Raw genomic sequence first — 26,178 nt, 5'->3', positions numbered from 1 at the left:
TTCACCCCTGCCCCCAGCCTTTTCCGAGCCTCCCCGCACATATCCGTGTGGGGCCCAGGTGCGTGCACTCCATTTTTTTGACTTTGAGGTTGACGATTTCCTCAAATTTAGTATCCTAGCAACACGTTAAGTATACTTAACTGGAAAAACACCTACCTTTCTGGCGAACAAGATACGAGCGACCAGCAAGCTTTCTCATGGGAAACGCCTCGCTCGCATCGCCGTGGTGTCCCTTCAACGCACGCTGACGCAGCGTGGGAGCACACAAGTCATGCAACGATTGCGCTTTGGTATTTGTGGATTGGGTTTTGCGGGTTCGGTACTCATGGCGCCCGTGATGAAACAGCATCCGAACGCGGAAATCGTGGCGGCGTGCGACCCGAATCCTGAAACCCGTGAGGCGTTTGGCAAGGACTACGGAATCGCGACCTATGGCGACCTGCCCGCGATGCTGGACGGAGCTGAGCTAGACGCCGTCTACATCGCGTCGCCTCATCAATACCACTGCGAACAGGTCGTGCTTGCAGCGTCTCGTGGCAAGCACATCATCGTCGAGAAGCCGCTCACGCTGACCGACGATGAAGCTCAACGCATGGTGGAAGCCGTGCAGCGTCACAACGTGCAGATGGTCGTAGGTACATCGCGCAGTCACGACCCCGTCGTCAAGACCATGCGGGACATCATCGGCAGCGGCAAAATGGGCCGCCTCGCAATGATCAACGCGTGGAATTACACCGACTATTTGTATCGGCCGCGTCGCCCTGAAGAACTGGATACGGCGCAAGGCGGCGGCATTCTATTCAGCCAGTTGCCACATCAGCTCGACGTCATCAAGACGATCGCCGGCGCAACCGTCGTCTCGGTGCGAGCCGTGGCCGGACAGCTCGATGCGCAGCGACCAACGGAAGGCCATTGTGCCGCCTTCATCACGCTCTCGAACGGCGTATTCGCCACACTGGTGTACAGCGGATACGACCACTTCGACAGCGACGAGCTTCAGTTCTGGATCGCAGAAAGCGGCCGCGAAAAAAAACCAAATCATGGCGGTGGCCGCAGGCTGCTGGCAGCACTCGCGCCCGGCGAGGAAGCCGCGTTCAAGACACAGCGCCTCGGTTATGGCGGTCCAGTCGCGAAGCACTACGCAGCGACCGAAGCCGATCGCAAACAACCGCACTTCGGCATATTCATCGCGACTTGTGAGCGCGGCGACCTCCGCCCCTCCCCGGACGGGGTACTGGTCTACGGCGACGACGGCCCGCACACCGTGCCCGCACACGTCGGTCGAGGCGCATACGGCCAGGGCGACACGATCGACGAACTCTACGACGCGGTAACCGGCGCCCATCCACCAGTGCGCACCGCCGCGTTCGGACGAAACACGGTGCTGGCCTGTCTCGCCATTCTCAAATCGTCGAAAACCGGCCGCGAAGTCGCGGTGCGTTCCTGACCGCTGGCGCGACTACCGCGCCCTCGATCGACCGCTCGACACAACGACACCTGCAACCCAACACGACTTATCCAGCCCCGATATAGACCCAGGAAAACATCATGACCGAACGCGAAGACCCGTACCGTATCCTGACGGCAGTCGGCCCCGGCACGCCGATGGGCAATCTGTTCCGCCGCTTCTGGCTGCCGGCCTTGCTAACCGAAGAATTGCCGAAGGCCGATTGCCCGCCCGTCCGGATCCGGCTGCTTTGCGAAGACCTCGTCGCGTTTCGCGACAGCAAGGGCCGCGTCGGCATCGTCGATGCCTATTGTCCGCACCGCAGAGCACCGCTGTTCTTCGGGCGTAACGAGGACTGCGGCCTGCGCTGCGTTTATCACGGCTGGAAATTCGACGTCAATGGCGAATGCGTCGACATTCCGAATATCGTCCCGCCGGACAACTTCGCGGCACTCAAGCAGAAGGCGAGCATCAAGAGTTATGCCGTGCGGGAAAGCGGTGGCATCGTCTGGGTCTACATGGGCCCGAAGGAACTGATGCCCGAACTGCCCGCCATGGAATGGCTCGGCCTGCCCGACAATCAGGTCAAGTGCTCGCGGTGGCTCCACCGCAGCAACTGGCTGCAAGCCGCCGAAGGCGAAATCGATACGTCTCACATCAGTTTCCTGCACAGCCGGGTCAACGTCACACGAGATTCGCCCGACTGGCAGAGACTCGCCCAGGATGGCGCGCCGCAAATCACGCTGCGAGAGACCGATTACGGCTTTGTCTACGGATCGCGTCGCGAATTCGAAGGCCAATACTTCTGGCGCGTTACGCAATGGATGCTGCCGATGTGGAGCGCGGTGCCTCGCTCGATTGGCGACCCGATCCTCGCCGGCCGTGCATGGGTACCGATCGACGACTACACGACGACCGGTTTCGGCTACATCTATGCGGCGGAGCGCCCCCTTTCCGCCAAGGATCACGATGAAGTCGCGTCGGGCGAGCGCTTTCCTCCGCGCATGAAAAAAGGAACGTTCCAGCTTCCGCACGGTTATGTAATCGACACCTATCTGCCTGACGCGAACATCGGCAACGACTTCCTGATCGACCGCGAACTGCAGGCCACCACCAACTTCACCGGCATCCTCGGCGTCAACGAGCAAGATCGCGCACTGCAGGAATCGATGTTGAACATTCCTGGCCATGTAGGCATCGTCGATCGCTCCCAGGAGCGTCTCGTCAAGTCGGACCTGCCCATCATGACCGCGCGGCGCATGCTCACGAAGCTCGTCAAGGACCTTGCCCAAGGCATTGAGCCGAAGGCAGCCTCCAGCGCAGATCAGTACGGCGTGCGAGGCATCGCTACGTTATCCCCGATTGGCGATTTTGATGAGTTCATGACGGTGCACGGACAATCGATGAAGCCCATCGAACCCTCCCTGTAAGCGCTGTCACTTTGCAGGGCTGCCGGTGCCTTCGGGTCAACGGCGGCCCGGTTCGCTGTAAAGGCATCATCGGTAGTAATGCGTAACCAACGCTTCGGAGAGGCGTGAACGAGGCACACATGAAAGATCAAACCGCGACGATCAACTCAACGCCGCAAAGCAAGTCCGTCCATCTCGACGCCGTCCTTCATTCAATCACCTGGGCAGCGAAGCACATCTGCCTGTTTGATCTTCGGCCAGAGCGCGGTCAGCATTTTCCTGCGGTGCAAGCCGGTGCACACGTCGACATACATCTCGCAAACGGGCTGATCCGAAGCTATTCGATCGTCAATTCGCAGGATGAAGGTGATCGCTACCTTATTGCGGTAAAAAATGAGGTGACGGGCCGGGGCGGCTCCCGCTTCATTCATACGGAGTTGCGTGTAGGGCAGCACCTCAGGATCGGGGCGCCACGTAATAATTTTCGCTTGTGCGAAGACGCGAGCCACTCTGTTTTTATCGCCGGCGGCATCGGAATCACCCCGCTCTACAGCATGATTCAACGTCTCCAGAAACTGGGGCGGTCGTGGGAGCTGCACTATGCAGCCGCGAATCGTGAATACGCAGCGTTTGTCGAGCAGTTGGCGAAATTGGGATCAGGCGTTCACTTCTATTTTGGGAGCGATGAGCCCAATGCAGGTGTGCTGAACATCCGGGAGACAATCGATGCCAGCAACAGCGACTCCGATTTTTACTGTTGCGGCCCGGCGGGCATGCTGGCCGATTTCGAAGCTGCTACGGCTTCGATCCCCTCCAGCCGTGTGCACGTCGAGTACTTCAACGCACGCGACGAGCCTGCGATCGAAGGCGGCTTCGAAGTGGTGCTGCAGCGTTCGGGCGAACGGTTTACCGTCGACTCCGGCGAAACCATTCTGGATGCACTGATCAAGCGCGGCGTTGACGTGCCCTACTCATGCATGGAAGGCGTATGCGGCAGTTGCCAGGTCGGCGTTATCGAAGGAACGCCCGATCATCGCGATCTGATCCTTAGCAAGGAAGAGCGTGAAGCGAATGACCGCATGTTGATCTGCTGCTCAGGCTCGAAGTCGGCAAAGCTCGTGCTTGATTTGTAACGCACCGGCGTCTGGAGGGTGGTCGGGAATGTAGGCGAGCAATCTGCCGCCCCCGCTCGGACACCAAGAGGCGCTTGGAACCTGAGAGAAGTGTCGGGAATTTCATATGCCATAGGTATGACCCGACGGTCCCGGTGCATGTCGGTTCCCCCAAGCCAGCCGAGAAACGCAATCAGGAACGCTGCGCGGGACTGGCTTGAAGCCGCCGACATCACTTCAATCTGCTCGGCGAGCAGATTGAAGTGCGCTTGCAGTGCACGATTCCATTACCCGCAGCTGCCCCTGCGTCACCCCACGAGTGTCGAGATGTCAACACCCCTAGTCGACGCCAGGCGTGACGTTATCGATTGCGGCGATGAGCGTCTCAACGTCGTCGACCGATGACACATGACCGATATAACCGTCCGGCCTGATGAGGAATATGGTGTCGGTCGTAATTTGTAGAAGTCGCGACCCGATCTGACAGTTACCCGTTCCGACGGTGCGTGACTGTCAGATCAGATTCAGGTGGCTCACTTTCTCCTTCCACACCTCCTTGCCCGCGATGAGCGTTTGCAGAGGCGTGCGACCACAACACATCTTACCTTGATGGGTCCGCTCGCCGTTGTAGTACATCAGCCAGGCATCGAGATCGACCTGCAGCTCCGCCAGCGTCAGATAGAGCTTGCGGCGGAACGCGACCTGATAAAACTCCTGCAGGATGGTTTTGTGGAACCGCTCGCAGATGCCATTCGTCTGCGGATGTCGCGTCTTGGTTTTGGTGTGCTCGATGTCGTTCAGCGCCAGGTACAGCTGATAATCGTGCGATTCCGGCTTGCCGCAATACTCCGTGCCTCGATCGGTCAGCATGCGGATCACACCCATGTTGTGCTCCTCGAAGAACGGCAGCACCCGGTCATTGAGCAGATCGGCCGCCGTGATCGGCGTCTTGGTGGTGTACAGCTTGGCCATGGCCACTTTGCTGTACGTGTCGACGAAGGTCTGCTGGTAGATCCGGCCTACGCCCTTGATCGTGCCCACGTAGAACGTGTCCTGCGAGCCCAGATAGCCGATTCGTTGCTGACCCGAACCTGCCCGTGGGCGGGCTGCTCCATGGCATAGGCCAGCACGGCGATTTCCGTCGATTCATCGACGCGATTCTTGGGATTCGGTTTGCGCCGATTGCTGTCGAACAGGGCATCGACGCCGCCCTCGGCCACGGCGTTTTGATAACGGTAGAACGTATCGCGCGACAGCTCCATCACCTTGCAGGCTTTCGACACGTTGCCCAGCTCGGCGGCCAGATTCAGCAGACCGATCTTGTGGCGGATGACATTTTGGTTGAGACTACTCACGGGGTTACTCCTTGGCGCTTGCGCGCTGTTTTGATGAAGATTCGCACCTCTATCAAAACGGGTAACCCCACCTCTTGGCAAGGCCTTACTGTCAGATCAAGTCTGAACTTCTACACATTAGCGTCGCGACAGATGTTCTACCAACCCACGGGAAAACGTCTGCCTCAAGTCGCGCAAGGTTTCTGGTTGCGTGACTTCGAGACCACGTTGGCAAGTATTTCGCGTACCACTCAAGCGCTATCGCTTCGAAGGAATTGCCAGCATCCAACCGGCCAGTGAGCTTTTCCGCTTTCCTCGCAACGCCAGGGTCAACCCCATCAGCCAACTGAGTGCGGGCACTGTCTCTCTTGGCTCTAGCGTCTTTGAGGCTTACCTCAGGATACACACCGAGTGAGAGGCGCTTCTCTTTCCCTGCGCTTCGATATTTCAATCGCCACCACTTCCCTCCAGCGGGAGAAATTTCGAGGTATAGACCACCGCCGTCAAACATGCGGATGGTTTTGTCGGCAGGCTTAGCATTCTTGATTGCGACTTCGGTCAGGGGCACGTCATAGCTCCATTGGGGGCAACAGCTGAATCAGTAGCAGCTGTTGCCCCCAATGTTGCCCCCACTTGCACTTGGCTGTCTATAAACAACACCGGATCGAAATGGACGATCAAAATCCGCAAACCCTTGTGGAACAAGGGTCAGCGAGACATCACTGGACATCTTCGGAAGGGAATTTGGTGGGCCCGGCGGGGTTTGAACCCGCGACCAATCGATTATGAGTCGACTGCTCTAACCGCTGAGCTACAGGCCCGGAGGTGCTGCTGACTGAACTGCCTGGATGGACGGCGACGCAGTGCAAACACTGAACCGAGACGCGCGCCTCGAATGCCGCTGAGGGCACCGGGGACGGCATTGTACCGAACAATTGGGGAGACAAGAACCGCCGCCGGTCATGCAACCGGCGGCGGCCGGGACAGCGCCTTCGATCAGTTCCCTTCGAGGAACGACTTCAGCTTGTCCGAGCGGCTCGGATGACGCAGCTTGCGCAGCGCCTTGGCCTCGATCTGGCGGATCCGCTCACGCGTGACGTCGAACTGCTTGCCGACTTCTTCCAGCGTGTGATCGGTGCTCATCTCGATACCGAAACGCATGCGCAGCACCTTCGCTTCGCGCGGCGTCAGCGAATCGAGCACGTCCTTCACGACATCGCGCATGCTGGCGTGCAGCGCGGCATCGGCCGGCGCGACCGTGTTCGAATCCTCGATGAAGTCGCCCAGATGGGAATCGTCGTCGTCACCGATCGGCGTTTCCATCGAGATCGGCTCCTTCGCGATCTTCATGATCTTGCGGATCTTGTCTTCCGGCATTTCCATCTTCTCGGCCAGCGTTGCCGGATCCGGCTCGAGGCCGGTTTCCTGCAGGATCTGACGCGAGATGCGGTTCATCTTGTTGATCGTTTCGATCATGTGAACCGGAATCCGGATGGTACGTGCCTGGTCCGCGATCGAACGCGTGATGGCCTGACGAATCCACCACGTCGCGTAGGTCGAGAACTTGTAGCCGCGACGGTATTCGAACTTGTCCACCGCCTTCATCAGGCCGATGTTGCCTTCCTGAATCAGATCGAGGAACTGCAGGCCGCGGTTCGTGTACTTCTTGGCGATCGAGATCACGAGACGCAGGTTGGCCTCGGTCATTTCACGCTTGGCCTGACGCGCCTTCAGTTCGCCGGCCGCCATCTGGCGGTTGGTTTCCTTCAGGTCCTTCAGCGGCAACACCACGCGCGCCTGCAGATCCAGCAGGCGCTGCTGCTGCTCGTGGATCGCCGGCACGTTGCGTTCGAGGATCGCACCGTACGAATGGTTTTCGCTCGCGAGCTTTTCGGCCCACGTCAGATCCGTTTCGTTGCCCGGGAAGCGCGTGATGAATTCCGAACGCTGCATGCCGCACTTGTCGACCACGATGTGCAGGATCTGACGCTCGACCTGACGCACTTCGTCGACCTGCGCACGCAACGTGTCGCACAGACGCTCGACCGTACGCGCCGTGAAGCGGATCGACATCAGTTCGTTCTGGATCGTTTCCTGCGCCTTCAGGTAGGACTTCGACTTGTAGCCTTCCTTCTCGAACGCGCGGCGCATCTTGTCGAACCATTCGCTGATGAGCGCGAACTTCTCGAGCGAGGTGCGCTTGAGGGCTTCGAGCTGCGCCGCGTTGGCCGTAGCCTGGGCCGCGCCGTCGTCGTCCTCTTCTTCCTCGCTCTCGCCCGATTCCTCTTCCTCGGCATCCGCGGCTTCGGCTTCTTCCGCTTCCTTCGCGTTGAAACCGTCGGAATCCTCGGCGTTCGGATCGTTCAGGCCGTCGACGAGCTCGTCGACGCGGATTTCCTCGTTCGCCACGCGCTCGGCCATCGCGAGGATGTCGGCGATGGTGGTCGGGCACGCGGAAATCGCCATCACCATGTGGCGCAGGCCGTCTTCGATACGCTTCGCGATTTCGATTTCGCCTTCGCGCGTCAGCAGCTCGACCGTGCCCATTTCACGCATGTACATCCGGACCGGATCGGTCGTGCGACCGAATTCCGAATCGACGGTGGACAGCGCGACTTCCGCTTCTTCCTCGACTTCGTCGTCCGACGAAGCCGCCGGCGCGTTGTCGTTCAGCAGCAGCGTTTCGGCATCGGGCGCCTGCTCGTAGACAGCCACGCCCATGTCGTTGAACGTGCCGATGATCCCTTCCAGGGCTTCCGTTTCCGTGAAGTTGTCCGGCAGGTGATCGTTGATTTCGGCGTAGGTCAGGAAGCCACGTTCCTTACCCAGCTTGATCAGCGCGCGCAGCTTGACGCGTCGCTCCTCGAGTTCCTCGGCGGTGCCGGGCTGGCTCGTGGCGAACGCTTCCTTCAGCAGCATCTTTTCTTTTGCGCGGCGATCACGCGCCTTGGTCTTCTCCTTACCCGTTGCAGCGGTCGGCTGCTGCTCGTCGCTCTGCGTTGCGTCGTCATCGACGGATACTTCGTTCAACTTTTTCGTCATGGAGTTCGCCGTACCGGCTAAATCGACTCGCGGCTGCTGGACAACAGCCTCTTGAACCGTGGATGCATGAGTAGTGCGCACTGCCGTTTCGTCCGCGGCGGCAGCCGCTGCCCTTGCGCTATTCGCACTCGCCCGCCTCACCGACGGCTTGGGCGCCGTGCGGGATGCGGATTTCGCGACGGCTCTTGATGCGCGAACCGTCGGTGCCGGCGCAGCCTTCGCGGTGCCGGCGGCGGTGCGTTTTCCGCCAGTGGGCGATGCGCCGGCAGACAACCGGGCGGAAGATAGAGTCTTGGCTTTCGTGACCTTGTTGGTCGGCTCGTCGGAGCCCTTGCCCACTGCTCTTTTCCCGCCTGTCGTCTTTGCCATTGCGAATTTCGCCTCTGTGCTTAGAAAACAAACCGCTGAAAACCTTGTATTATAGCACGTCGGGGAAAGCCTCTAGCTGCCCCCGTTGTTCCTCGTTTACAGCCCGAGTTTTGCCTTCATTTCCGTGCGTGCCCGGTTGAGGGCCATCAGCTCGCTCAACTCTTCAGGGGTATGCGTGGATTGCCGCGACAACTGGTTCATCCGGTCGTTGCAGGCGTCGTAGCGCATCTTGAGCACCGCCGCCTTGAATTCCGCGCCGGCGATCCGCTCGCGCTCCTGCATCGCTTCCTGTCCTGCGTCGTCTTCCGGGCTCTGCATCAGCAGGTCACGGACGTTTTCATCATAGTCGAGAATTTCGCGGAAGATTTCGTCATACGTTTCCGCGTTGGTCGAATTGCGCAGAACGTCGGACAACATCCGGAATTCGGCCGTATCGCCCAATTCGCGCGCGATCGTGAAGATCTCGTCGAACAGTTCCCCATTTCTCGGCAACGCGCGCAACGTGTCGATCTCGTCGGCATCGAGCAGCGCCACGATGCGCGGGTGCATGACCAGGTTGCGCAGCGCACGCTTCTCGTTGTCGGTCACGCGGCGGCGGTCGGCGCGCGCGGGCGCCTGGCGCACCGGCGCGGCGATCCGGGCATCCACGTCACTGAGCCCCGCCACTTCCTCGAACGGGATCTTCAGCCGGTCGGCGAACATGTGCATGATCTGCGCACGCAACGCGTTGGCCGGCAGCGCCTGCAACAGCGGCTTGGCCTCGAACAGCGCCTTCGCGCGCCCTTCCGGCTGGTCCAGCTCCTTGCCCGCGATCGCCTCGTTCAGCAGGAACTGCGACAGCGGCATGGCCCGTCGCACCTGATCGGAAAAGCCGTCCGCGCCGAATTCGCGCACGTAGCTGTCCGGATCGTGCTCGGCCGGCAGGAACAGGAAGCGGATCGTGCGATTGTCGGCCGCATGCGGCAAGCAGGCCTCCAGCGCGCGACGCGCCGCGCGGCGGCCGGCCGAATCGCCGTCGAAGCTGAACACCACCGTATCGGTCTGCCGCAGCAGCTTCTGCACATGGACCGGCGTGCAAGCCGTGCCGAGCGTGGCCACCGCGTTCGGGAAGCCGAGCTGCGCCAGCGCCACCACGTCCATATAGCCTTCCACCACCAACGCGTACTTGTGCTCGCGGATCGCCAGGCGCGCCTCGAACAAGCCGTACAACTCGCTACCCTTGTTGAATAGTGGCGTTTCCGGCGAATTCAAGTACTTCGGCTCGCCCGAATCGAGCACGCGGCCGCCGAAGCCGATCACATTGCCCTTCACGTTGCGGATCGGGAACATGATCCGCTCGCGGAAGCGGTCGTAGCGGCGCGACGTGCCGGCCGCATCGGTTTTTTCGCTGACGATCACGAGCCCGGCCTCGACCAGCGTATCGGCCTTGTAATCCTCGTAGGCGGATTCAAGGTTCTGCCAGCCATCGGGGGCGTAACCGAGCCCGAAGCGCATCGCGATCTCGCCGGTCAACCCGCGCCGCTTCAGGTACTCGATCGCGTTGGGCGCGCCGCGCAACTGCTTGCGGTAGTACTCGTTGGCGGTATGCATGACGTCGGTCAGCGCGGTGGTGACCGATTTCGACGCGGCCGGCACCCCACCGCCCTCGCCCGAATAGCTGCCGCCACCGCCGCCACGCAGTGGCGAAGGCTCGTGCGGCACCGTCATGCCGACCGATTGCGCCAGATCCTGCACCGCCTCGGGAAAACTCAACCCGGCGTGCTCCATCAGGAAGCCGATCGCGGTGCCGTGCGCGCCGCAACCGAAGCAGTGATAGAACTGCTTGGTCGGGCTGACCGTAAACGACGGGCTCTTTTCGTTGTGAAACGGGCAGAGCCCCATGAAATTGGCGCCGCCCTTCTTCAACTGGACGAAGCGGCCCACCACGTCGACGATATCGACGCGGTTCAGCAAATCCTGCAGGAACGAACTCGGGATCACGTAATGGCGGCTTGGGCAGCGTGGAGCAAAGCCGGCGGCGCACACGGCGCCGGGCGGCAGGCGGCTTACTTCGTGAGCGCGGCCTTGACCAGCGCGGACACGGCGGTCATGTCGGCCTTGCCGGCCAGCTTGCCCTTCAGCACGGCCATCAACTTGCCCATGTCCTGCGGGCCGCTGGCGCCGGTGGCCACCACGGCTTCCTGCACGGCATCGGCCACTTCGGCTGCCGACAGCTGCGCGGGCATGTAGGCGACCAGCACGTCGATCTCGGTCTGCTCCTGCGCGACCAGATCGTCGCGGCCGGCGGCCTGGAATTGCGAGATCGAATCCTTGCGCTGCTTGAGCATCTTGTCGATGACGCCCGTGATGGCCGCGTCGTCGAGCGTGATGCGCTCGTCGACTTCGCGCTGCTTGATCGCGGAGAGCAACAGGCGGATCGGGCCGAGCCGCGCGGTATCCTTCGCGCGCATCGCGGCCTTCATGTCTTCGCTGATCTGGTCTTTCAAACTCATCGCTTCACCCGGAAAGAAAAAAACGTCGATGCCCGGAAGCCGGACATCAATACAAAAACCCGCTTGAGGGCTTGCTCAAGCGGGTTTGCTCGAATCCGGCATCGACAGCCCGCTGGATGGGACCACCGCTGCGCCGCCCGACAAACCTTGCGGCGCCTCTAAAGAGGGTTGAGACAGAAACAGGATGCTCAGTAGAGCTTCTTCGGCAGCGTCTGGCCACGGATGCGCTTGTAGTGGCGCTTCACCGCGGCAGCCTTCTTGCGCTTGCGTTCGGCCGTGGGCTTCTCGAAGAACTCGCGTGCCCGAAGTTCGGTCAGCAGACCGTTCTTCTCGATCGTCCGCTTGAAGCGGCGCATGGCGACTTCGAAAGGCTCGTTTTCTTTTAAGCGAATGATCGTCATGACCCGTCACTGAAAAAGTAAAAACCGCGAAGAAAGGGTTCCGAGTATAGCAGACAGGCTGCACAAACGCACTACCGAGTCAAGCACTTCCGGCCTGCGCGGCCGCGGCCTGCCCGGCGGCCACGCCCGAGGCCCACGCCCACTGGAAGTTGTAGCCGCCCAGCCAGCCGGTCACGTCGACCGATTCGCCGACGAAATAGAGGCCCGGCACGCGCGCGCTCATCATCGTCGACGACGACAGCTCGCGCGTATCCACGCCGCCCTTGGTGACTTCGGCCTTCTTGTAGCCCTCGGTGCCGTCGGGCACCAGGCTCCAGCGCGACAGTGCGCCGCCCACCTGGCGCAGCGCCTTGTCGGGCAGATCGGCGAGCCGTGCGTCGTGGGCCAGCTTCTGCCCGTCGAGCCAGGCCTGCGCGAGCCGCGACGGCACCCACTCCGACAACAACGCGCCAATCTGGCGCTTCGAGCCCGATTTGGCGGCCAGCAGCGCTTCGGTGGCGTCCTCGCGCGGCAGCAGGTCGAGGTGGATCGGCTCGCCCGGCTTCCAGTAGCTCGAAATCTGCAAAATGCCCGGCCCGGACAGCCCGCGATGGGTCAGCAGCAGATCCTCGACGAATTCGCCGCCGTCCTTCTTGCCGCCGGTCGAGACGCGCACCTCGAGCGACAGGCCCGACAGCGCCGAGAACGGCGCCCAATCGGCCGCGGCGAAGGTCAGCGGCACCAGCGCCGGGCGCGTATCGATCAGCTTGTGGCCGAACTGCTTGGCGAGCCGGTAGGCAAAATCGGTCGCACCGATCTTCGGGATCGACAGCCCGCCGGTCGCAATGATCAGCGCCTTCGCACCGATCGCGCCGGCACTCGTGTCGAGCGTGAAACCCACGCCGTCGGCATGCCGCACCGCCTCCACCGATACCGGCCGCCGCCAGGCGATGCGCCCTGCATCGCACTCGGCCTTCAGCACGTCGATGATCCCTTCGCTCTGCTGGTCGCAGAACAACTGGCCCTTGTGCTTCTCGTGCCAACTGATGCGGTGGCGCTTCAGCAGATCGAGGAAATCGCGTGGCGTGTAGCGCGCCAGCGCCGAGCGGCAAAAGCGCGGGTTCTGCGACAGATAGTTGTCCGGCCCCGCCTGCAAGTTCGTGAAGTTGCAGCGCCCGCCGCCCGAGATGCGGATCTTCTCGGCGAGCCGCGGCGCATGATCGATCAGCACGACGCGGCGCCCGAGCTGCCCGGCGACGGCCGCGCTCATCATGCCGGCCGCGCCGGCGCCGATCACGGCGATATCGAAATTTTCCATGGCGCGGATTGTAACCGCGGAATGGCGCGGTATCGGCCGGATGGCGGCGGCCCTGGCCGTCAGGCCGAGGGGCGGCCCCGCTGGTATACTGTCCGGTTGCCATTGCTTATCCGGCCGCACGGCCGCCCCACCGAACCATGCTTGTCCTCGGCATCGAAAGTTCGTGCGACGAAACCGGCCTCGCGCTGTACGACACGCAGCGCGGCCTCGTCTCCCACGCACTCCACTCGCAGATCGCGATGCACCGCGAATACGGCGGCGTCGTGCCCGAGCTCGCCTCGCGCGACCATATCCGCCGCGCGCTGCCGCTGCTCGAACAGGTGTTCGCCGAGGGCGGCGTCGAGCGCGAGCAGATCGACGCGATCGCCTTCACGCAAGGCCCCGGCCTGGCCGGCGCGCTGCTGGTGGGCGCGAGCATCGCCAATGCACTCGCGATGGCCTGGGACAAGCCCACCGTCGGCATTCACCACCTCGAAGGGCACCTGCTGTCGCCGCTGCTGGTCGATGCGCCGCCGCCGTTTCCGTTCGTCGCGCTGCTGGTGTCGGGCGGCCACACGCAATTGATGCGCGTGACCGACGTGGGCGTGTACGAAACGCTCGGCGAAACGCTCGACGACGCGGCCGGCGAGGCGTTCGACAAAACCGCCAAGCTGATCGGCCTGGGCTACCCGGGCGGCCCTGAAGTGTCGAAGCTGGCCGAACTCGGCACGCCGGGCGCGGTGGCGCTGCCGCGGCCGATGCTGCATTCGGGCGATCTCGATTTCAGCTTCAGCGGCCTGAAAACGGCGGTGCTCACGCAGATGAAGAAGATCGAGGCCGGCGGCGCGACGGGCGCGGCGCTCGATGCGGCCAAGGCGGACCTGGCACGTGGCTTCGTCGATGCGGCGGTCGACGTGCTGGTGGCGAAATCGATCGCGGCGCTCAAGCAAACCAAGCTCAATCGGCTGGTGGTGGCCGGCGGCGTGGGCGCAAACCGCCAACTGCGCGCGGCGCTGTCGGCCGCCGCGAAGAAGCGCGGCTTCGACGTCCACTACCCCGATCTGGCGCTCTGTACCGACAACGGCGCGATGATCGCGCTGGCCGGCGCGCTGCGCCTCGAACGCTGGCCCGATCAGGCCAATCGCGATTACGCGTTCACGGTCAAGCCGCGCTGGGATCTGACCTCGCTCTCGCGCTGAACGCAGGCGGCCCTCGCGCGCCAAGCCCGAAAAAATGAAACCCCGCGTCGCTTTCTGCGACGCGGGGTTTTTTATCGACCCGACTCGAACGCGGCTCAGGCCGCGCGCTTGTCGCGCTCGATCAGCGCATAGGCGCTGTGATTGTGGATCGATTCGAAGTTCTCGGCTTCCAGCACGTAGGCGACGATCCGCGCATCGGCGTCGAGCCGCTGCGCCACATCGCGCACGAGATCCTCGACGAACTTCGGGTTCTCGTAGGCGCGCTCGGTCACGAACTTCTCGTCGGGCCGCTTGAGCAGGCCCCACAGCTCACACGAGGCTTCTTCCTCGGCGATCCGGATCAGTTCCTCGACCGGCACGTCGCCGTTCAGCTCGGCGTCGATCGTCACGTGCGAGCGCTGGTTGTGCGCGCCGTATTGCGAGATCTTCTTCGAGCACGGGCACAGGCTCGTGACCGGCACCAGCACCTTCAGGAACAGCCGCGTCGCACCGTTGCGCACGTCTCCGGCCAGCGTGACCTGGTAGTCGAGCAGGCTCTTCACGCCCGACACCGGCGCGGTCTTGCTGACGAAATACGGAAACGACACCTCGATCCGGCCGGCTTCGGCCTCCAGCTTGCCGAGCATCGACGCGAGCAGGCCACGGAACGTCTCGGCCGTCAGCGGCTCGCGGTTGTCTTCGAGCAGCGCCACGAAGCGCGACATGTGCGTGCCCTTCTGCTCGGCGGGCAGATGCACATCGAGGTTCCACGTGCCGACCGTCGGCTGGATCTCGCCGGCTGCGGTGCGCACGGTCAGCGGATGCCGGACCGCGCGCACGCCTACGCGCTGGATCGGGATCTGCCGCGTGTCGACCGTGCTCTGCACGTCGGGCATCACGAGGCCGGAGTTCATCTGGTTCATCTGTTCGGTCCTTGTCTTCACGCGCCGCGCCGTCGCCGGCTCGCGCGCCACCGCTCGAAGCGGGTGCCCGGAAACGCAACATGGGCCCGCAGGCCCATGTTTTCCGTTCCGGATAATCGGGAAAGCCGCCCGGTTGCAAGCTACGCAATCGGGCGGCGCGCGACGTTCGGTCAGGCCACGCGCTTCGCCTGATCGGCGACGCTGTCGGGCTGGCTCAGGAAACGCTCGCGGATCGACTTCGCGATGCCGGCGGCATCGAGGCCGCACTGCGACAGCAGCTTGGCCGGATCGCCGTGATCGACGAAGCGATCGGGGAGGCCCAATTGTAGTACGGGCCGGATAACCCCACTTTCCATCAGGGATTCGACGCAAGCCGAACCGGCGCCGCCTTGCAGGCAGCCCTCTTCGACCGTGACCAGATAGTCGTGCGTCTGTGCGAGTTCGCGGATCAGATCGGCATCGATCGGCTTCACGAAGCGCATGTTCGCCACGGTGGCGTCGAGTTCCTCGGCAGCCGCAAGCGACGGCGCGACCATCGTGCCGAACGCGAGGATCGCGACGCGCTTGCCTTCCGGCTGGGCCGAACGGCGGCGCACTTCGCCCTTGCCGAGCGGGATCGCCGTCATCGCCTTGACGGTCGGCACGCCGCCGCCCGCGCCGCGCGGATAGCGCACGGCCGTCGGGTTCGGCTGCTGCACGGCCGTGTAGAGCATCTGGCGGCATTCGTCTTCGTCGGACGCGGCCATCACCGTCATGTTCGGGATGCAGCGCATGAACGCCAGATCGTAGGCGCCCGCGTGCGTTGCACCGTCGGCGCCGACCAGGCCCGAACGGTCGATCGCGAACACCACCGGCAGGTTCTGCAGCGCGACGTCGTGGATCAATTGATCGTAGGCGCGTTGCAGGAACGTCGAGTAGATCGCGACGACCGGCTTCAGCCCTTCGGTGGCCATGCCGCCGGCGAAGGTCACCGCGTGCTGTTCGGCGATACCGACGTCGTAGTAGCGATCCGGGAAGCGCTTTTCGAATTCGACCATGCCCGACCCTTCGCGCATCGCCGGCGTGATGCCGACCACGCGCGCGTCGAGTTCGGCCATGTCGCACAGCCACTCGCCGAACACTTGGGTGTAGGTCTTCTTGGCGGGCGTCGCGGCCGGCTTGATGCCTTCGGCGGGATTGAACTTGCCCGGGCCGTGGTAGAGCACCGGATCGGCTTCGGCGAGCTTGTAGCCCTGGCCCTTCTTGGTGACCACGTGCAGGAATTGCGGGCCGCGCAGTTCCTTGATGTTCTGCAGCGTCGGGATCAGCGAATCGAGATCGTGACCGTCGATCGGGCCGATGTAGTTGAAGCCGAATTCCTCGAACAGCGTGGCCGGCACGACCATGCCCTTCGCGTGCTCTTCGAGCTTGCGCGCCAGTTCGAGCACCGGCGGCGCGACGCTCAACACCTTCTCGACGCCGGCGCGGGCAGCCGCGTAGAAGCGGCCCGACATCAGGCGTGCGAGGTGGCGGTTCAGCGCGCCGACCGGCGGCGAAATCGACATGTCGTTGTCGTTGAGGATCACGAGCAGCTTCGCGTCCTCGGACACACCGGCGTTGTTCATCGCCTCGAAGGCCATGCCGGCCGTCATCGCGCCATCGCCGATCACGGCGATCGAGAAGCGGTCGTCGCCGTTGAGCTGGCTGCCGATCGCCATGCCGAGCGCGGCCGAGATCGAGGTGCTCGAGTGCGCCGTGCCGAACGTGTCGTAGTTCGACTCCGAGCGGCGCGGGAAGCCCGAAATGCCGTCCTGCTGACGCAGCGTCGCCATCTGGTCGCGGCGGCCGGTCAGGATCTTGTGCGGATACGTCTGGTGGCCGACGTCCCACACGATGCGGTCGTTCGGCGTATTGAAGACGTAATGCAGCGCGATCGTCAGTTCGACCGTGCCGAGATTGGACGACAAGTGGCCGCCCGTCTTCGACACGCTGTCGATCACGAACGAGCGCAGCTCATCGGCGAGCGGATGCAGTTGGCGACGATCGAGGCGGCGCAGGTCCGCCGGGTCGTCGATGGTTTTCAGCAAGTCGTACATCGTCGTTCCATTGTAGGAAATCAAACGCGCCCGCACTCTTGGTGCACGCTCCCGGGAGCCGAAGCGCGGCGGCGGGCTTTCGCGTCAGCTGACCCGGTTCACTACCAGGTCGGCGAGTTCGGCAAGGCGCTGCGCGCGCACGCCGAACGGTTGCAACGCCGCATGCGCATCCGCACGCAGTTGCGCGGCCAGTTCGCGCGACGCATCGAGACCGATGATCGACACGTACGTGGGCTTGTTGGCCGCCGCATCCTTGCCCGCCGTCTTGCCGAGCGTTGCGGAATCGGTCGTTACGTCGAGAATGTCGTCCACCACCTGGAAGGCGAGGCCGACCGCGTCGGCGTATGCATCGAGCGCGCGCATCGTCTCTTCCGACGGCGTTTCGCCGGCCAGCGCGCCCATGCGCACCGCCGCGCGCAGCAACGCACCGGTTTTCTTGCGGTGCATGGTTTCGAGCTGCTCGCGCGTGAGCATCAGGCCCACGCTGTCGAGGTCGATCGCCTGGCCGCCGGCCATGCCCACCGAGCCGCTCGCCAGCGCGAGCTCGCGCACCAGCGCCGCCTGTTGGACGGCGGTGAGCGCAGCAGCATCGGTCAGGGCGACGAACGCCTGCGATTGCAGCGCGTCGCCGACCAGCAGCGCGGTCGGTTCGTCGTACTGAACGTGAACCGTGGGCTTGCCGCGGCGCAGCGCGTCGTCATCCATGCAGGGCATGTCGTCATGCACCAGCGAATAGACGTGGATCATCTCCAGCGCGGCCGATGCGGCGTTGCGCGCAGCCTCCGTGGCGCCCGTCAGTTCGCCCGCGGCATGGCACAGCAGCGGGCGAACCCGCTTGCCGCCGCCCATCACCGCATAGCGCATCGCTTCGTGCAGCTTGCCGGGCACCACCGTCTCGGCCGGCAGATAGTGGCCGAGTGCGTCTTCGACGCGCGCCAGCACCGCGCGCATCCATTGTTCGAATGTCATAGATCGTCGTCTTCGCCGTCCGTGGCGGCCGCTCCTGTGGAGTGCGGTTTCAGCGTGGCCCCGTCGAGCACTCGCACCTGCTGCTCCACCTTATCGAGTTGCTGTTGGCAAAACGCAACAAGGGCCGCGCCGCGCCGATAGGCCGACAGCGAGTCCTCGAGGCTCAACGTTCCGCCCTCCATTCTCGCGACCAGCGTCTCGAGCTCCTCGAGCGCCGTTTCGTAGGAAGCCGGCAGCGATTCGGAGCCGGCACCCGACGCCGCAGCGCCCGGAGTTGCGTTTTTCGCCATGGAACGAGGGGAAATTTAAAAACAAGTCGGACATTCTACGGCAAAAGCGGATTCCAGCACCTGTCGACGTAATGGCCCCACCACCGCGGACGGTGCCAAGCACGCCGCGAACATGCCGACACGAGGCGGAATGCCGCACATCACGCATGGAAATTTGACACAAATCAGGCACTTATCCACCCCCATCGCTACAGTTTCAGGTATAGTAGAAGGTTCCCCTAAATCGATTTTTCGATGGTTGGGTTGTTCACTGCTTTCACGATTTCCGGGAGTGGGAATGTCCAATCTGAGCGACGCTCTGCAATTGAAGTCGGCATCGAGCCAACTTCCTGTCACCGCTTACTTCGATGAGGCGCTTCTCGCGCGCGAAGTCGAAACCCTGTTCAAGAAAGGTCCTCGCTACGTCGGGCACGAATTGATGGTGCCCGAGGCGGGAGATTATTTCGCCCTGCCTTCCGAAAAGGAAGGCCGTGTGCTCGTGCGCAACCAGCAGTCGCGCATCGAGCTGCTGTCGAACGTCTGCCGCCACCGGCAGGCGATCATGCTGAACGGCCGCGGGCACACGAACAACATCGTGTGCCCGCTGCACCGCTGGACCTACGATCTCGACGGGCAACTGCTCGGGGCGCCGCACTTCCCCGACAATCCGTGCCTGAACCTCGACAAGGCGCCGCTGCAGAACTGGCAGGGCCTGCTGTTCGAGGCCGAGGGCCGCAACGTCGCGCAGGATCTCGCGAACCTCGGCACGCGCCATCACTTCAACTTTTCGGACTACCTGTTCGATCACGTCGAAGTGCACGAATGCGACTACAACTGGAAGACGTTCATCGAGGTCTACCTCGAGGATTACCACGTCGTCCCGTTCCATCCGGGCCTCGGCAGTTTCGTGTCCTGCGACGATCTCAATTGGGAGTTCGGCGACTGGTACAGCGTGCAGACGGTCGGCGTGCACAATGCGCTCGCCAAGCCGGGCAGCCCCACGTACCAGAAATGGCACGAGCAGGTGCTGCGCTTCCGCGATGGTGTACCGCCCGAGTTCGGCGCGATCTGGATGGTCTACTACCCGGGCCTGATGATCGAGTGGTATCCGCACGTGCTGGTGGTGTCGTGGCTGATCCCGCGCGGCCCGCAGAAAACCACCAACATCGTCGAGTTCTATTACCCCGAGGAAATCGCGCTGTTCGAGCGCGAATTCGTCGAGGCCGAACGCGCCGCCTATATGGAAACGGCCGTCGAGGACGACGAGATCGCCCTGCGCATGGACGCCGGCCGCCGCGCGCTGATGGAACGCGGCGAATCCCAGGTCGGGCCGTACCAAAGCCCGATGGAAGACGGCATGCAGCACTTCCACGAATTCCTGCGCCGCAAGCTCGGCAGCATCTGATGCGGGCCGGCGCCTGCCGGCGGCACCCTCAAAAGACGAGCTGCGGCTCGTCTTTTTTTGTTTAGACTGGATGATTCGGCCGTTTCCTCAGCAGGAGCCATCATGCCCCACACTCACTACACGACGCTCATCTCGGCCGGCAACCTGGCCGAGCGCCTGGCTGCCGCGCCGGACAGCGTACTCGTCTTCGATTGCCGTTTCGACCTCGCCGCGCCCGACGCCGGCACGCAAGCCCACGCGGCCGGCCATCTGCCGGGCGCCGTCTACCTGCATCTCGATCGTGATCTGTCCGGCCCCAAGAGCGGCACCAACGGGCGCCATCCGCTGCCCGCGCGCGACACGCTCGTCGCTGCCCTGGCCGCGAAGGGCCTGCGCGCGGGCCAGCAAGTGGTGGCGTACGACGCGCAAGGCGGCATGTATGCCGCGCGTCTGTGGTGGCTGCTGCGCTGGCTCGGCCACGATTCGGTGGCGGTGCTCGACGGCGGCCTGGCCGCCTGGCAGGCCGCCGGCCAACCGCTGACGCCCGACGTCCCGGCGCCGAAAGCCGGCGATTTCCGCGCGCAGGCGCCGCTCGCGACCGTGGTGGACGCCGCCGCCGTGGTGGCGAATCTCGCGTCGAAATCGCGTCTGGTGGTCGATGCCCGTTCGCCCGACCGCTATCGCGGCGAAAACGAAACGCTCGACCCGGTCGGTGGCCATATCCCCGGCGCGGCCAACCGTTTCTTCAAGGACAACCTGAACGCGGAAGGCCGCTTCAAGAGCGGCCATGAACTGCGCGAGGAATGGACGGGCGTGATCGGCCAGCAGCCGGCGAACAACGTGATCCTGCAATGCGGCTCGGGCGTGACCGCCTGCCACAACGCACTGGCGATGGAGATCGCCGGGCTCCACAATCCGCTGCTGTATGCAGGCTCGTGGAGCGAATGGAGCGCGGATCCGTCGCGGCCGGTGGCGACCGGCCCGAACCCCTGAGCCGCGCGGGCAGCGTTACAGCACGCCGTATTTGCGGAACCACGCGAGCGCGCGTTTCCAGCCGTCGTCGGCGTCGGGCTTGATGTAGCTCGGCCGATAGTCGGCGAAGAACGCGTGCCCCGCATCCGGATACGCGAGGATTTCCGATTCGCGCGCGGCCTTGTCCGGGCTGGCCAGCAGCTTGCCGCGCATCTCCGACAGCGTCGCCTGCGGAATGCTGTCGTCCTTCGCGCCATACAGGCCCAGCACCGGTGCCTTCAGTTCGGCCACGTGATCGATCGGGTTCGACGGCGTCATCTCGTTGCGATCGCCCACCACCTTGCCGTACCACGCCACCGCCGCACGCACATGCGGATTGTGCTCGGCGAACAGCCACGCCTGGCGGCCGCCCCAGCAGAAGCCCGTCACGCCCAGGCGCGTCAGATCCCCGCCGTTCTTGCCGGCCCACATGACCGTGGCGTCGAGATCCTCGCTGACCTGACGGTCCGGCACCTTGCTAACGACGGCGGCGTACAGCTCGTTGATGGTCGGGTACTTCGACGGATCGCCCTGACGCGAATAAAGGTTCGGCGCGATCGCCAGATAGCCGAGCTTGGCGAAGCGGCGGCAGACGTCCGCGATATGCGCGTGCACGCCGAACACTTCATGGATCACGATGATCACGGGCAGGTTGCTCTTGCCTTCCGGCTGCGCGCGGTAGGCCGGCACGCTGGCGTCGCCCGAGCGGATCTCGACCGTATCGCAATCGAGGCCGGCGCTGTCGGTGGTAATCGTCTGCGCGGAAACGGGCAGCACGGCGGCGGCGAACGAACCGCCGAGCGCCTGCACGAAGCGACGGCGATTGAACGGGACGTGCGGGACGAGGCTGTCCACTTCGGGTTTCAACATGCAAGGCTCCTTGAGATTCGACACGGCGACGCCAAGGCACGAGGCGACACCGGCAATACGGACGACGGGAGCGGACCGCCGCGCGGCAATCGGCTCGCAGCGGGCTCGACACACCGGCCCGGGCGCGGAATCCGCCGCCTCCAGCGACCCGGAACCCGCACACGATGCCGAAACTTACAGGTCGCCGTCAACTGTTTCGCACGCGACACCGGCGACTCGCCGCAATCGGCCAGCCCGATGTCAGCGGCGCGTCAGGCAGCCGTCATTCCTGAGCCACGTTCGGCACGCCGGCCTGCTTGCCGCTGAGATGCGACCTCGCCACGCCCTCAATGCAGCTTCACGCGCGGCAGCGTCGAGCGCCGCAACCAGTGCGCCACCGTGTCGAGCATCATGCGCGGATAGCCGTGCAGCGCCGCGATATGCAGGCGATACAGCGACATGTACATGAAGCGTGCGAACAGCCCCTCGATCAGCATGTTGCGGCCGATCAAGCCGCCCATCAGGCTGCCGACCGCACTGAAATGCCCGAGCGAGACCAGCGAGCCGAAATCGCGATAGGCAAACGACGGCAGCGGCCGGCCATCGAGCCGGCAAGCCAGCGCGCGCAGCAGGAAGCTGGCCTGCTGGTGCGCGGCCTGGGCACGCGGCGGCACGTTGCGATCGGTGCCGGCCCACGCGCAGGCGGCGCAATCGCCGAGCGCGAAGATATCGTCGTCGAGCGTGGTCTGCAGCGTCGGGCGCACGGCGAGCTGGCCGAGCCGGCTCACCTCCAGGCCGTCGAGTTGCGACAGCACGGCCGGCGCCTTGATGCCGGCGGCCCACACCGTCAGGTCGGCGCGCACCGCCGCGCCGCTCGCGGTATGCACGACGCCGGGCGCCACCTCGGTCACGCGCTCGCCCAGCATCAGCCGCACACCGAGCTTGTCGAGCAGTTCGGCGGTGGCCGTCGAGACGCGCTCGGGCAGCGCCGGCAAGATGCGCGGCCCCGATTCGATCAGCACGATGCCCACGTCGTGCTTCGGATCGAGCTTGTGCAGCCCATACGCCGACAGCACCTGCGCGGTGTTGCGCAATTCCGCCGATAACTCCACACCGGTTGCGCCGGCGCCGACGATCGCCACCTGGATCGGCGGCTCGCTCGACACCGTGGCGGCAGGCGGACGATGCTCGGCGCGAATGCAGGCAGCGATCAGGCGCTTGCGGAACCGCTCCGCCTCGCCCACCGTGTCGAGCGCGATCGCATGCTGTTGCGCGCCCTCGGTGCCGAAGAAATGCGTGGTGCTGCCGATCGCGATCACGAGCGTGTCGTAGTCGAGCGTGCGCTCGGGCATCAGTTCGAGGCCATCGCTGTCGAGCACCGACGCCACCACCAGGCGCTTCGCGCCGCGATCGACCGACGTCAGCGCGCCCTGCTGGAATTCGAAACCATGCCAGCGCGCCTGCGCCGCATATTCGAGCTCCTGCGTGAACGGGTCCATGCTGCCGGCCGCCACCTCGTGCAGCAGCGGTTTCCAGATGTGAGTGGGGTAACGATCGACCAGCGTGATCAGTGCACGGGCTTCGCGCTTGCCGCGCGCGCCGTAACGATCGCCGAGCCGGGTCGCAAGTTCGAGCCCGCCGGCACCGCCGCCTACGATGATGAAACGATGCATTCGATCCCCCGCGTTGATTTCAGGAGTGCATACGATTGTGCGCGCGGCGATGTCAGAATTCGAGATAAATCCGAGAAAAGACATCGCAAGACGACTTCACCGCTGCGGCATGCTTGTGCATGCATGCCCGACACGGCGGGTGGCTGCGCGCGCGAGCCGCCAAGCTGACCGCGCGGCGCGCAGCACGCGCCGCGCATCGGGTCAGTGCGCTTCCTCCCAATTGCTGCCGGCGCCCACTTCGGCCACCAGCGGCACCTTCAGCTTGGCCACACCGGCCATCATCTCGGGCAGCTTCTTGCGCACCGTCGAGAGTTCTTCCTCGGGCACTTCGAGCACCAGTTCATCGTGTACCTGCATGATCATGCGCGAGCGCAGGCCATCGCGATCGAGCCAGCCGTCGACGGCGATCATCGAGAGCTTGATCAGGTCGGCCGCGGTGCCCTGCATCGGCGCGTTGATGGCCGCGCGTTCGGCAGCCTGACGGCGCGGGCCGTTGCCGCCGTTGATCTCGGGCAGCCAGAGCCGGCGGCCGAACACGGTTTCGACGTAGCCGTTTTCCTTGGCCGATAAACGCGTGGTGTCCATGTAGTTCGCCACGCCTGGATAGCGTGCGAAATAGCGGTCGATGTAGAGCTTGGCCGCATCGCGCGTGATGCCGAGGTTCGCGGCGAGGCCGAACGCGCTCATGCCGTAGATCAAGCCGAAGTTGATGACCTTGGCGATGCGGCGCTGATCGTTGCCGACTTCGAGCGGCGTCACGCCGAACACTTCGGCAGCCGTCGCGCGGTGGATGTCCTCGCCCTGCGAGAACGCGCGCAACAGCGATTCGTCGCCCGAGATGTGCGCCATGATGCGCAGTTCGATCTGCGAATAGTCGGCGGACACGATCTTGCAGCCCGGCGACGCGATGAACGCCTCGCGAATGCGTCGGCCCTCGGCCGTGCGCACCGGGATGTTCTGCAGGTTCGGATCGTTCGACGCGAGGCGGCCCGTGACGGCCACGGCCTGCGCGTAGTTGGTGTGCACGCGCCCGGTGCTCGCGTTGATCATGCGCGGCAGCTTGTCCGTGTAGGTGGACTTCAGCTTCGACAGGCCGCGATGTTCGAGCAGCAGCTTCGGCAGCGGGTAATCCTCCGCGAGCTTCTGCAGCACTTCCTCATCGGTGGACGGCGCGCCGCTCGGTGTTTTCTTGACGACCGGCAAGCCGAGCTTCTCGAAGAAGATCTGGCCGATCTGCTTCGGCGAGCCGAGGTTGAATTCGCCACCGGCCAGTTCGTAGGCCTCGCCCTCGAGCTGGATCAGACGCGTCGCGATCTCGCCGCTCTGCTTGGCGAGGCGCTCGCTGTCGATCAGCACGCCGGTGCGCTCCATCTTGCGCAGCACCATCGCCACCGGCAGTTCGATCTCGGCGTACACCCGCTTGAGCCCCGCGTCGCGCGCCACCTGCGGATACATTGCGCGATGCAGTTGCAGCGTGATGTCGGCATCCTCGGCCGCATAGGCGGCGGCCGCGTCGAGCGCCACTTCGTCGAAGCCGATCTGCTGCGCGCCCTTGCCCGCCACCTCCTCGTACTTGATCGTCTTCACGCCGAGATGGCGCAGCGCGAGGCTGTCCATGTCGTGCGTGCGATGCGATTCGAGCACGTAGGATTCGAGCAGCGTGTCGTGCTCGATGCCGTTCAGCGCAATGTCGTAGTTCGCCAGCACCTGCGCGTCGTACTTCAGATGCTGACCGACCTTCTTGCGCTCGGCGCTTTCGAGCCACGGCTTGAGCTTCGCCAGCACTGCGTCGCGCGGCAGTTGCTCGGGCATGTCCGGGCCGCGATGTGCGACCGGGATATAGGCCGCGCTGCCCGGCTCGGTCGACAGCGAAATGCCGACGACCTGCGCGACCATCGGATCGAGCGAGGTGGTTTCGGTATCGAACGAGGTCAGTTCGGCGGCCTCGATCTTCGCGAGCCAGGCGTCGAACTGCGGCCAGGTCTGCACGGTTTCGTAGTTGCGTTCGAGGGCTGCCGCGGCCGGCACCGGATCGGCGCTGCCGTCGGACGGCTCGCCGCCGTTGGCGTCGCTCCCTGCGGGCGCGGCTTCCAGCTCGCGCCGCCAGGTCTTGAAGCCGTTCGCCTCGAAGATCGGCAACAGCGCATCGCGCGCCTCGGCGCCGGTCGCGAGCGACGCTTCGATCGTTTCCACTTGCGGCTTCAGCTCGCAGGCCGTCTCGACCGTCACGAGCTTGCGCGCGAGCGGCAGGAAATCGAGCGCGCGGCGCAGGTTGTCGCCCACCACGCCCTTGATCTCGGCCGCGTGCTCGACGATGCCGTCGAGCGTTTCGTATTGCGCCAGCCATTTCACGGCCGTTTTCGGGCCGCACTTCTCGACGCCCGGCACGTTGTCCACCGTGTCACCGATCAGCGACAGGTAATCGACGATGCGCTCCGGCGGCACGCCGAACTTGCCGATCACGCCGTCGCGATCGAGCACTTCGTTGGTCATGGTGTTGACGAGCGACACGTGGCCCGTCACCAGTTGCGCGAGATCCTTGTCGCCGGTGGAGATCACGACCTTCATGCCGCGCGCTTCGGCGGCATGCGCGAGGGTGCCGATCACATCGTCGGCCTCGACGCCTTCGATCATCAGCAGGGGCCAGCCGAGCGCGCGCACGGCTTCGTGAATCGGCTCGATCTGCAGCGCGAGATCGGGCGGCATCGACGGGCGGTTCGCCTTGTATTCGGTATAGAGATCGTCGCGGAAGGTTTTGCCCTTCGCATCGAACACGCACGCGCTATACTCCGCTGTAACTTCCTTGCGCATGCGGCGCAGCATGTTGATGATGCCGTAGAGCGCACCGGTCGGTTGACCGTCCGGCCCGCGCAAATCGGGCATTGCGTGGTAAGCCCGATAGAGATAGCTCGAACCATCAACCAACAGCAGGGTCTTACCTTCCAGGTTCTGTTCTTCAGGCATT

At 64.0% G+C, this 26,178-nt stretch carries 18 protein-coding genes, 1 tRNA gene and 2 pseudogenes; 6 read left to right on the top strand and 15 right to left on the bottom strand.

Features of this window, described 5'->3' with window-relative positions:
- Positions 1-271: 271 nt before the first annotated feature.
- From AB4851_RS09590 to AB4851_RS09580, 3 genes are all read left to right on the top strand, one after another.
- A complete protein-coding gene (locus AB4851_RS09590) occupies positions 272-1,447 on the top strand; it encodes a Gfo/Idh/MocA family protein (RefSeq protein WP_414446983.1) in 1,176 nt (391 codons plus the stop codon).
- 101 nt (positions 1,448-1,548) lie between these two features.
- On the top strand, positions 1,549-2,877 hold the full coding sequence (locus AB4851_RS09585) for a Rieske 2Fe-2S domain-containing protein (protein ID WP_414446982.1): 1,329 nt from the start codon (positions 1,549-1,551) through the stop codon (positions 2,875-2,877).
- A 119-nt stretch (positions 2,878-2,996) separates the two neighbouring features.
- A complete protein-coding gene (locus tag AB4851_RS09580; protein ID WP_414446981.1) occupies positions 2,997-3,989 on the top strand; it encodes a PDR/VanB family oxidoreductase in 993 nt (330 codons plus the stop codon).
- A 492-nt stretch (positions 3,990-4,481) separates the two neighbouring features.
- On the opposite strand, the pseudogene AB4851_RS09575 reads toward AB4851_RS09580, so the two are convergent.
- From AB4851_RS09575 to AB4851_RS09540, 8 genes and pseudogenes are all read right to left on the bottom strand, one after another.
- Positions 4,482-5,323 (bottom strand): annotated as a pseudogene (locus tag AB4851_RS09575) (helix-turn-helix domain-containing protein).
- 118 nt (positions 5,324-5,441) lie between these two features.
- A pseudogene (locus tag AB4851_RS09570) lies at positions 5,442-5,870 on the bottom strand (tyrosine-type recombinase/integrase); the annotation flags it as partial.
- A 177-nt stretch (positions 5,871-6,047) separates the two neighbouring features.
- Positions 6,048-6,123 (bottom strand) — tRNA-Ile (locus AB4851_RS09565).
- A 175-nt stretch (positions 6,124-6,298) separates the two neighbouring features.
- Positions 6,299-8,713, bottom strand: coding sequence for an RNA polymerase sigma factor RpoD (gene rpoD / locus AB4851_RS09560; RefSeq protein ID WP_414439828.1), 2,415 nt, complete (start codon positions 8,711-8,713; stop codon positions 6,299-6,301).
- Positions 8,714-8,809: 96 nt separating this feature from the next.
- A complete protein-coding gene (gene dnaG / locus AB4851_RS09555) occupies positions 8,810-10,693 on the bottom strand; it encodes a DNA primase (protein ID WP_414446980.1) in 1,884 nt (627 codons plus the stop codon).
- Between the two features lie 65 nt (positions 10,694-10,758).
- On the bottom strand, positions 10,759-11,205 hold the full coding sequence (locus tag AB4851_RS09550; protein ID WP_414446979.1) for a GatB/YqeY domain-containing protein: 447 nt from the start codon (positions 11,203-11,205) through the stop codon (positions 10,759-10,761).
- Between the two features lie 188 nt (positions 11,206-11,393).
- Complete coding sequence (gene rpsU, locus AB4851_RS09545; protein WP_414439831.1) at positions 11,394-11,606, bottom strand: 30S ribosomal protein S21; 213 nt, start codon at positions 11,604-11,606, stop codon at positions 11,394-11,396.
- Between the two features lie 79 nt (positions 11,607-11,685).
- Positions 11,686-12,903: an NAD(P)/FAD-dependent oxidoreductase gene (locus AB4851_RS09540; protein ID WP_414446978.1), complete on the bottom strand. Its 1,218-nt coding sequence runs from the start codon at positions 12,901-12,903 to the stop codon at positions 11,686-11,688.
- 137 nt (positions 12,904-13,040) lie between these two features.
- Between AB4851_RS09540 and tsaD the strand changes: the two genes are divergently transcribed.
- Complete coding sequence (gene tsaD / locus AB4851_RS09535; protein WP_414446977.1) at positions 13,041-14,081, top strand: tRNA (adenosine(37)-N6)-threonylcarbamoyltransferase complex transferase subunit TsaD; 1,041 nt, start codon at positions 13,041-13,043, stop codon at positions 14,079-14,081.
- 95 nt (positions 14,082-14,176) lie between these two features.
- Here the strand turns inward: tsaD and folE2 are convergent, their stop codons facing one another.
- The 4 genes from folE2 to AB4851_RS09515 all read right to left on the bottom strand — a co-directional run bounded on the left by folE2 (position 14,177) and on the right by AB4851_RS09515 (position 18,317).
- Complete coding sequence (folE2, locus tag AB4851_RS09530; RefSeq protein WP_414446976.1) at positions 14,177-14,983, bottom strand: GTP cyclohydrolase FolE2; 807 nt, start codon at positions 14,981-14,983, stop codon at positions 14,177-14,179.
- 170 nt (positions 14,984-15,153) lie between these two features.
- On the bottom strand, positions 15,154-17,058 hold the full coding sequence (gene dxs, locus AB4851_RS09525; RefSeq protein WP_414439834.1) for a 1-deoxy-D-xylulose-5-phosphate synthase: 1,905 nt from the start codon (positions 17,056-17,058) through the stop codon (positions 15,154-15,156).
- A gap of 84 nt (positions 17,059-17,142) precedes the next feature.
- Positions 17,143-18,027, bottom strand: a complete 885-nt coding sequence (locus AB4851_RS09520) for a polyprenyl synthetase family protein (protein ID WP_414446975.1) — start codon at positions 18,025-18,027, stop codon at positions 17,143-17,145.
- The gene (locus AB4851_RS09515) at positions 18,024-18,317 is read right to left on the bottom strand and encodes an exodeoxyribonuclease VII small subunit (protein ID WP_414439836.1); all 294 of its coding nucleotides are present in this window, start codon (positions 18,315-18,317) and stop codon (positions 18,024-18,026) included. Before AB4851_RS09515 ends, AB4851_RS09520 begins: the two co-directional genes overlap by 4 nt.
- A gap of 277 nt (positions 18,318-18,594) precedes the next feature.
- On the opposite strand from AB4851_RS09515, the gene AB4851_RS09510 reads away from it, so the two are divergent.
- Together AB4851_RS09510 and AB4851_RS09505 are read left to right on the top strand one after the other, a co-directional pair.
- Positions 18,595-19,701, top strand: a complete 1,107-nt coding sequence (locus tag AB4851_RS09510; protein WP_414439837.1) for an aromatic ring-hydroxylating oxygenase subunit alpha — start codon at positions 18,595-18,597, stop codon at positions 19,699-19,701.
- Positions 19,702-19,803: 102 nt separating this feature from the next.
- Positions 19,804-20,673, top strand: coding sequence for a sulfurtransferase (locus AB4851_RS09505; protein ID WP_414446974.1), 870 nt, complete (start codon positions 19,804-19,806; stop codon positions 20,671-20,673).
- 15 nt (positions 20,674-20,688) lie between these two features.
- On the opposite strand, the gene AB4851_RS09500 is transcribed toward AB4851_RS09505, so the two are convergent.
- The 3 genes from AB4851_RS09500 to polA form a co-directional block, all read right to left on the bottom strand.
- Positions 20,689-21,561 carry a dienelactone hydrolase family protein gene (locus AB4851_RS09500; RefSeq protein WP_414446973.1) on the bottom strand — a complete coding sequence of 291 codons (873 nt, stop codon included), beginning with the start codon at positions 21,559-21,561 and terminating at the stop codon, positions 20,689-20,691.
- A 326-nt stretch (positions 21,562-21,887) separates the two neighbouring features.
- Entirely contained in the window at positions 21,888-23,213 is a 1,326-nt protein-coding gene (locus tag AB4851_RS09495; RefSeq protein WP_414446972.1) for an NAD(P)/FAD-dependent oxidoreductase, read from the bottom strand.
- Positions 23,214-23,414: 201 nt separating this feature from the next.
- A complete protein-coding gene (gene polA / locus AB4851_RS09490) occupies positions 23,415-26,177 on the bottom strand; it encodes a DNA polymerase I (RefSeq protein ID WP_414446971.1) in 2,763 nt (920 codons plus the stop codon).
- Between the last annotated feature and the right edge of the window lies 1 nt (position 26,178).

Source organism: Burkholderia sp. 22PA0099 (assembly GCF_047497165.1).
Classification (GTDB): Bacteria; Pseudomonadota; Gammaproteobacteria; order Burkholderiales; family Burkholderiaceae; genus Burkholderia.
The sequence above is the reverse complement of the archived record's forward strand: the minus strand, read 5'-3'. Positions and strand labels throughout refer to the sequence as shown.

Bases quoted from the DNA above. Each gene is read 5' to 3' on its own strand.
- AB4851_RS09585 (WP_414446982.1), top strand. From the start codon at position 1,549: ATGACCGAACGCGAAGACCCGTACCGTATCCTGACGGCAGTCGGCCCC.
- AB4851_RS09550 (WP_414446979.1), bottom strand. From the start codon at position 11,205: ATGAGTTTGAAAGACCAGATCAGCGAAGACATGAAGGCCGCGATGCGC.
- folE2 (WP_414446976.1), bottom strand. From the start codon at position 14,983: ATGAACCAGATGAACTCCGGCCTCGTGATGCCCGACGTGCAGAGCACG.
- AB4851_RS09505 (WP_414446974.1), top strand. From the start codon at position 19,804: ATGCCCCACACTCACTACACGACGCTCATCTCGGCCGGCAACCTGGCC.
- rpoD (WP_414439828.1), bottom strand. From the start codon at position 8,713: ATGGCAAAGACGACAGGCGGGAAAAGAGCAGTGGGCAAGGGCTCCGAC.
- AB4851_RS09495 (WP_414446972.1), bottom strand. From the start codon at position 23,213: ATGCATCGTTTCATCATCGTAGGCGGCGGTGCCGGCGGGCTCGAACTT.
- AB4851_RS09510 (WP_414439837.1), top strand. From the start codon at position 18,595: ATGTCCAATCTGAGCGACGCTCTGCAATTGAAGTCGGCATCGAGCCAA.
- AB4851_RS09520 (WP_414446975.1), bottom strand. From the start codon at position 18,027: ATGACATTCGAACAATGGATGCGCGCGGTGCTGGCGCGCGTCGAAGAC.
- rpsU (WP_414439831.1), bottom strand. From the start codon at position 11,606: ATGACGATCATTCGCTTAAAAGAAAACGAGCCTTTCGAAGTCGCCATG.
- tsaD (WP_414446977.1), top strand. From the start codon at position 13,041: ATGCTTGTCCTCGGCATCGAAAGTTCGTGCGACGAAACCGGCCTCGCG.
- AB4851_RS09540 (WP_414446978.1), bottom strand. From the start codon at position 12,903: ATGGAAAATTTCGATATCGCCGTGATCGGCGCCGGCGCGGCCGGCATG.
- dxs (WP_414439834.1), bottom strand. From the start codon at position 17,058: ATGTACGACTTGCTGAAAACCATCGACGACCCGGCGGACCTGCGCCGC.
- AB4851_RS09590 (WP_414446983.1), top strand. From the start codon at position 272: ATGCAACGATTGCGCTTTGGTATTTGTGGATTGGGTTTTGCGGGTTCG.
- polA (WP_414446971.1), bottom strand. From the start codon at position 26,177: ATGCCTGAAGAACAGAACCTGGAAGGTAAGACCCTGCTGTTGGTTGAT.
- AB4851_RS09580 (WP_414446981.1), top strand. From the start codon at position 2,997: ATGAAAGATCAAACCGCGACGATCAACTCAACGCCGCAAAGCAAGTCC.
- AB4851_RS09500 (WP_414446973.1), bottom strand. From the start codon at position 21,561: ATGTTGAAACCCGAAGTGGACAGCCTCGTCCCGCACGTCCCGTTCAAT.
- AB4851_RS09515 (WP_414439836.1), bottom strand. From the start codon at position 18,317: ATGGCGAAAAACGCAACTCCGGGCGCTGCGGCGTCGGGTGCCGGCTCC.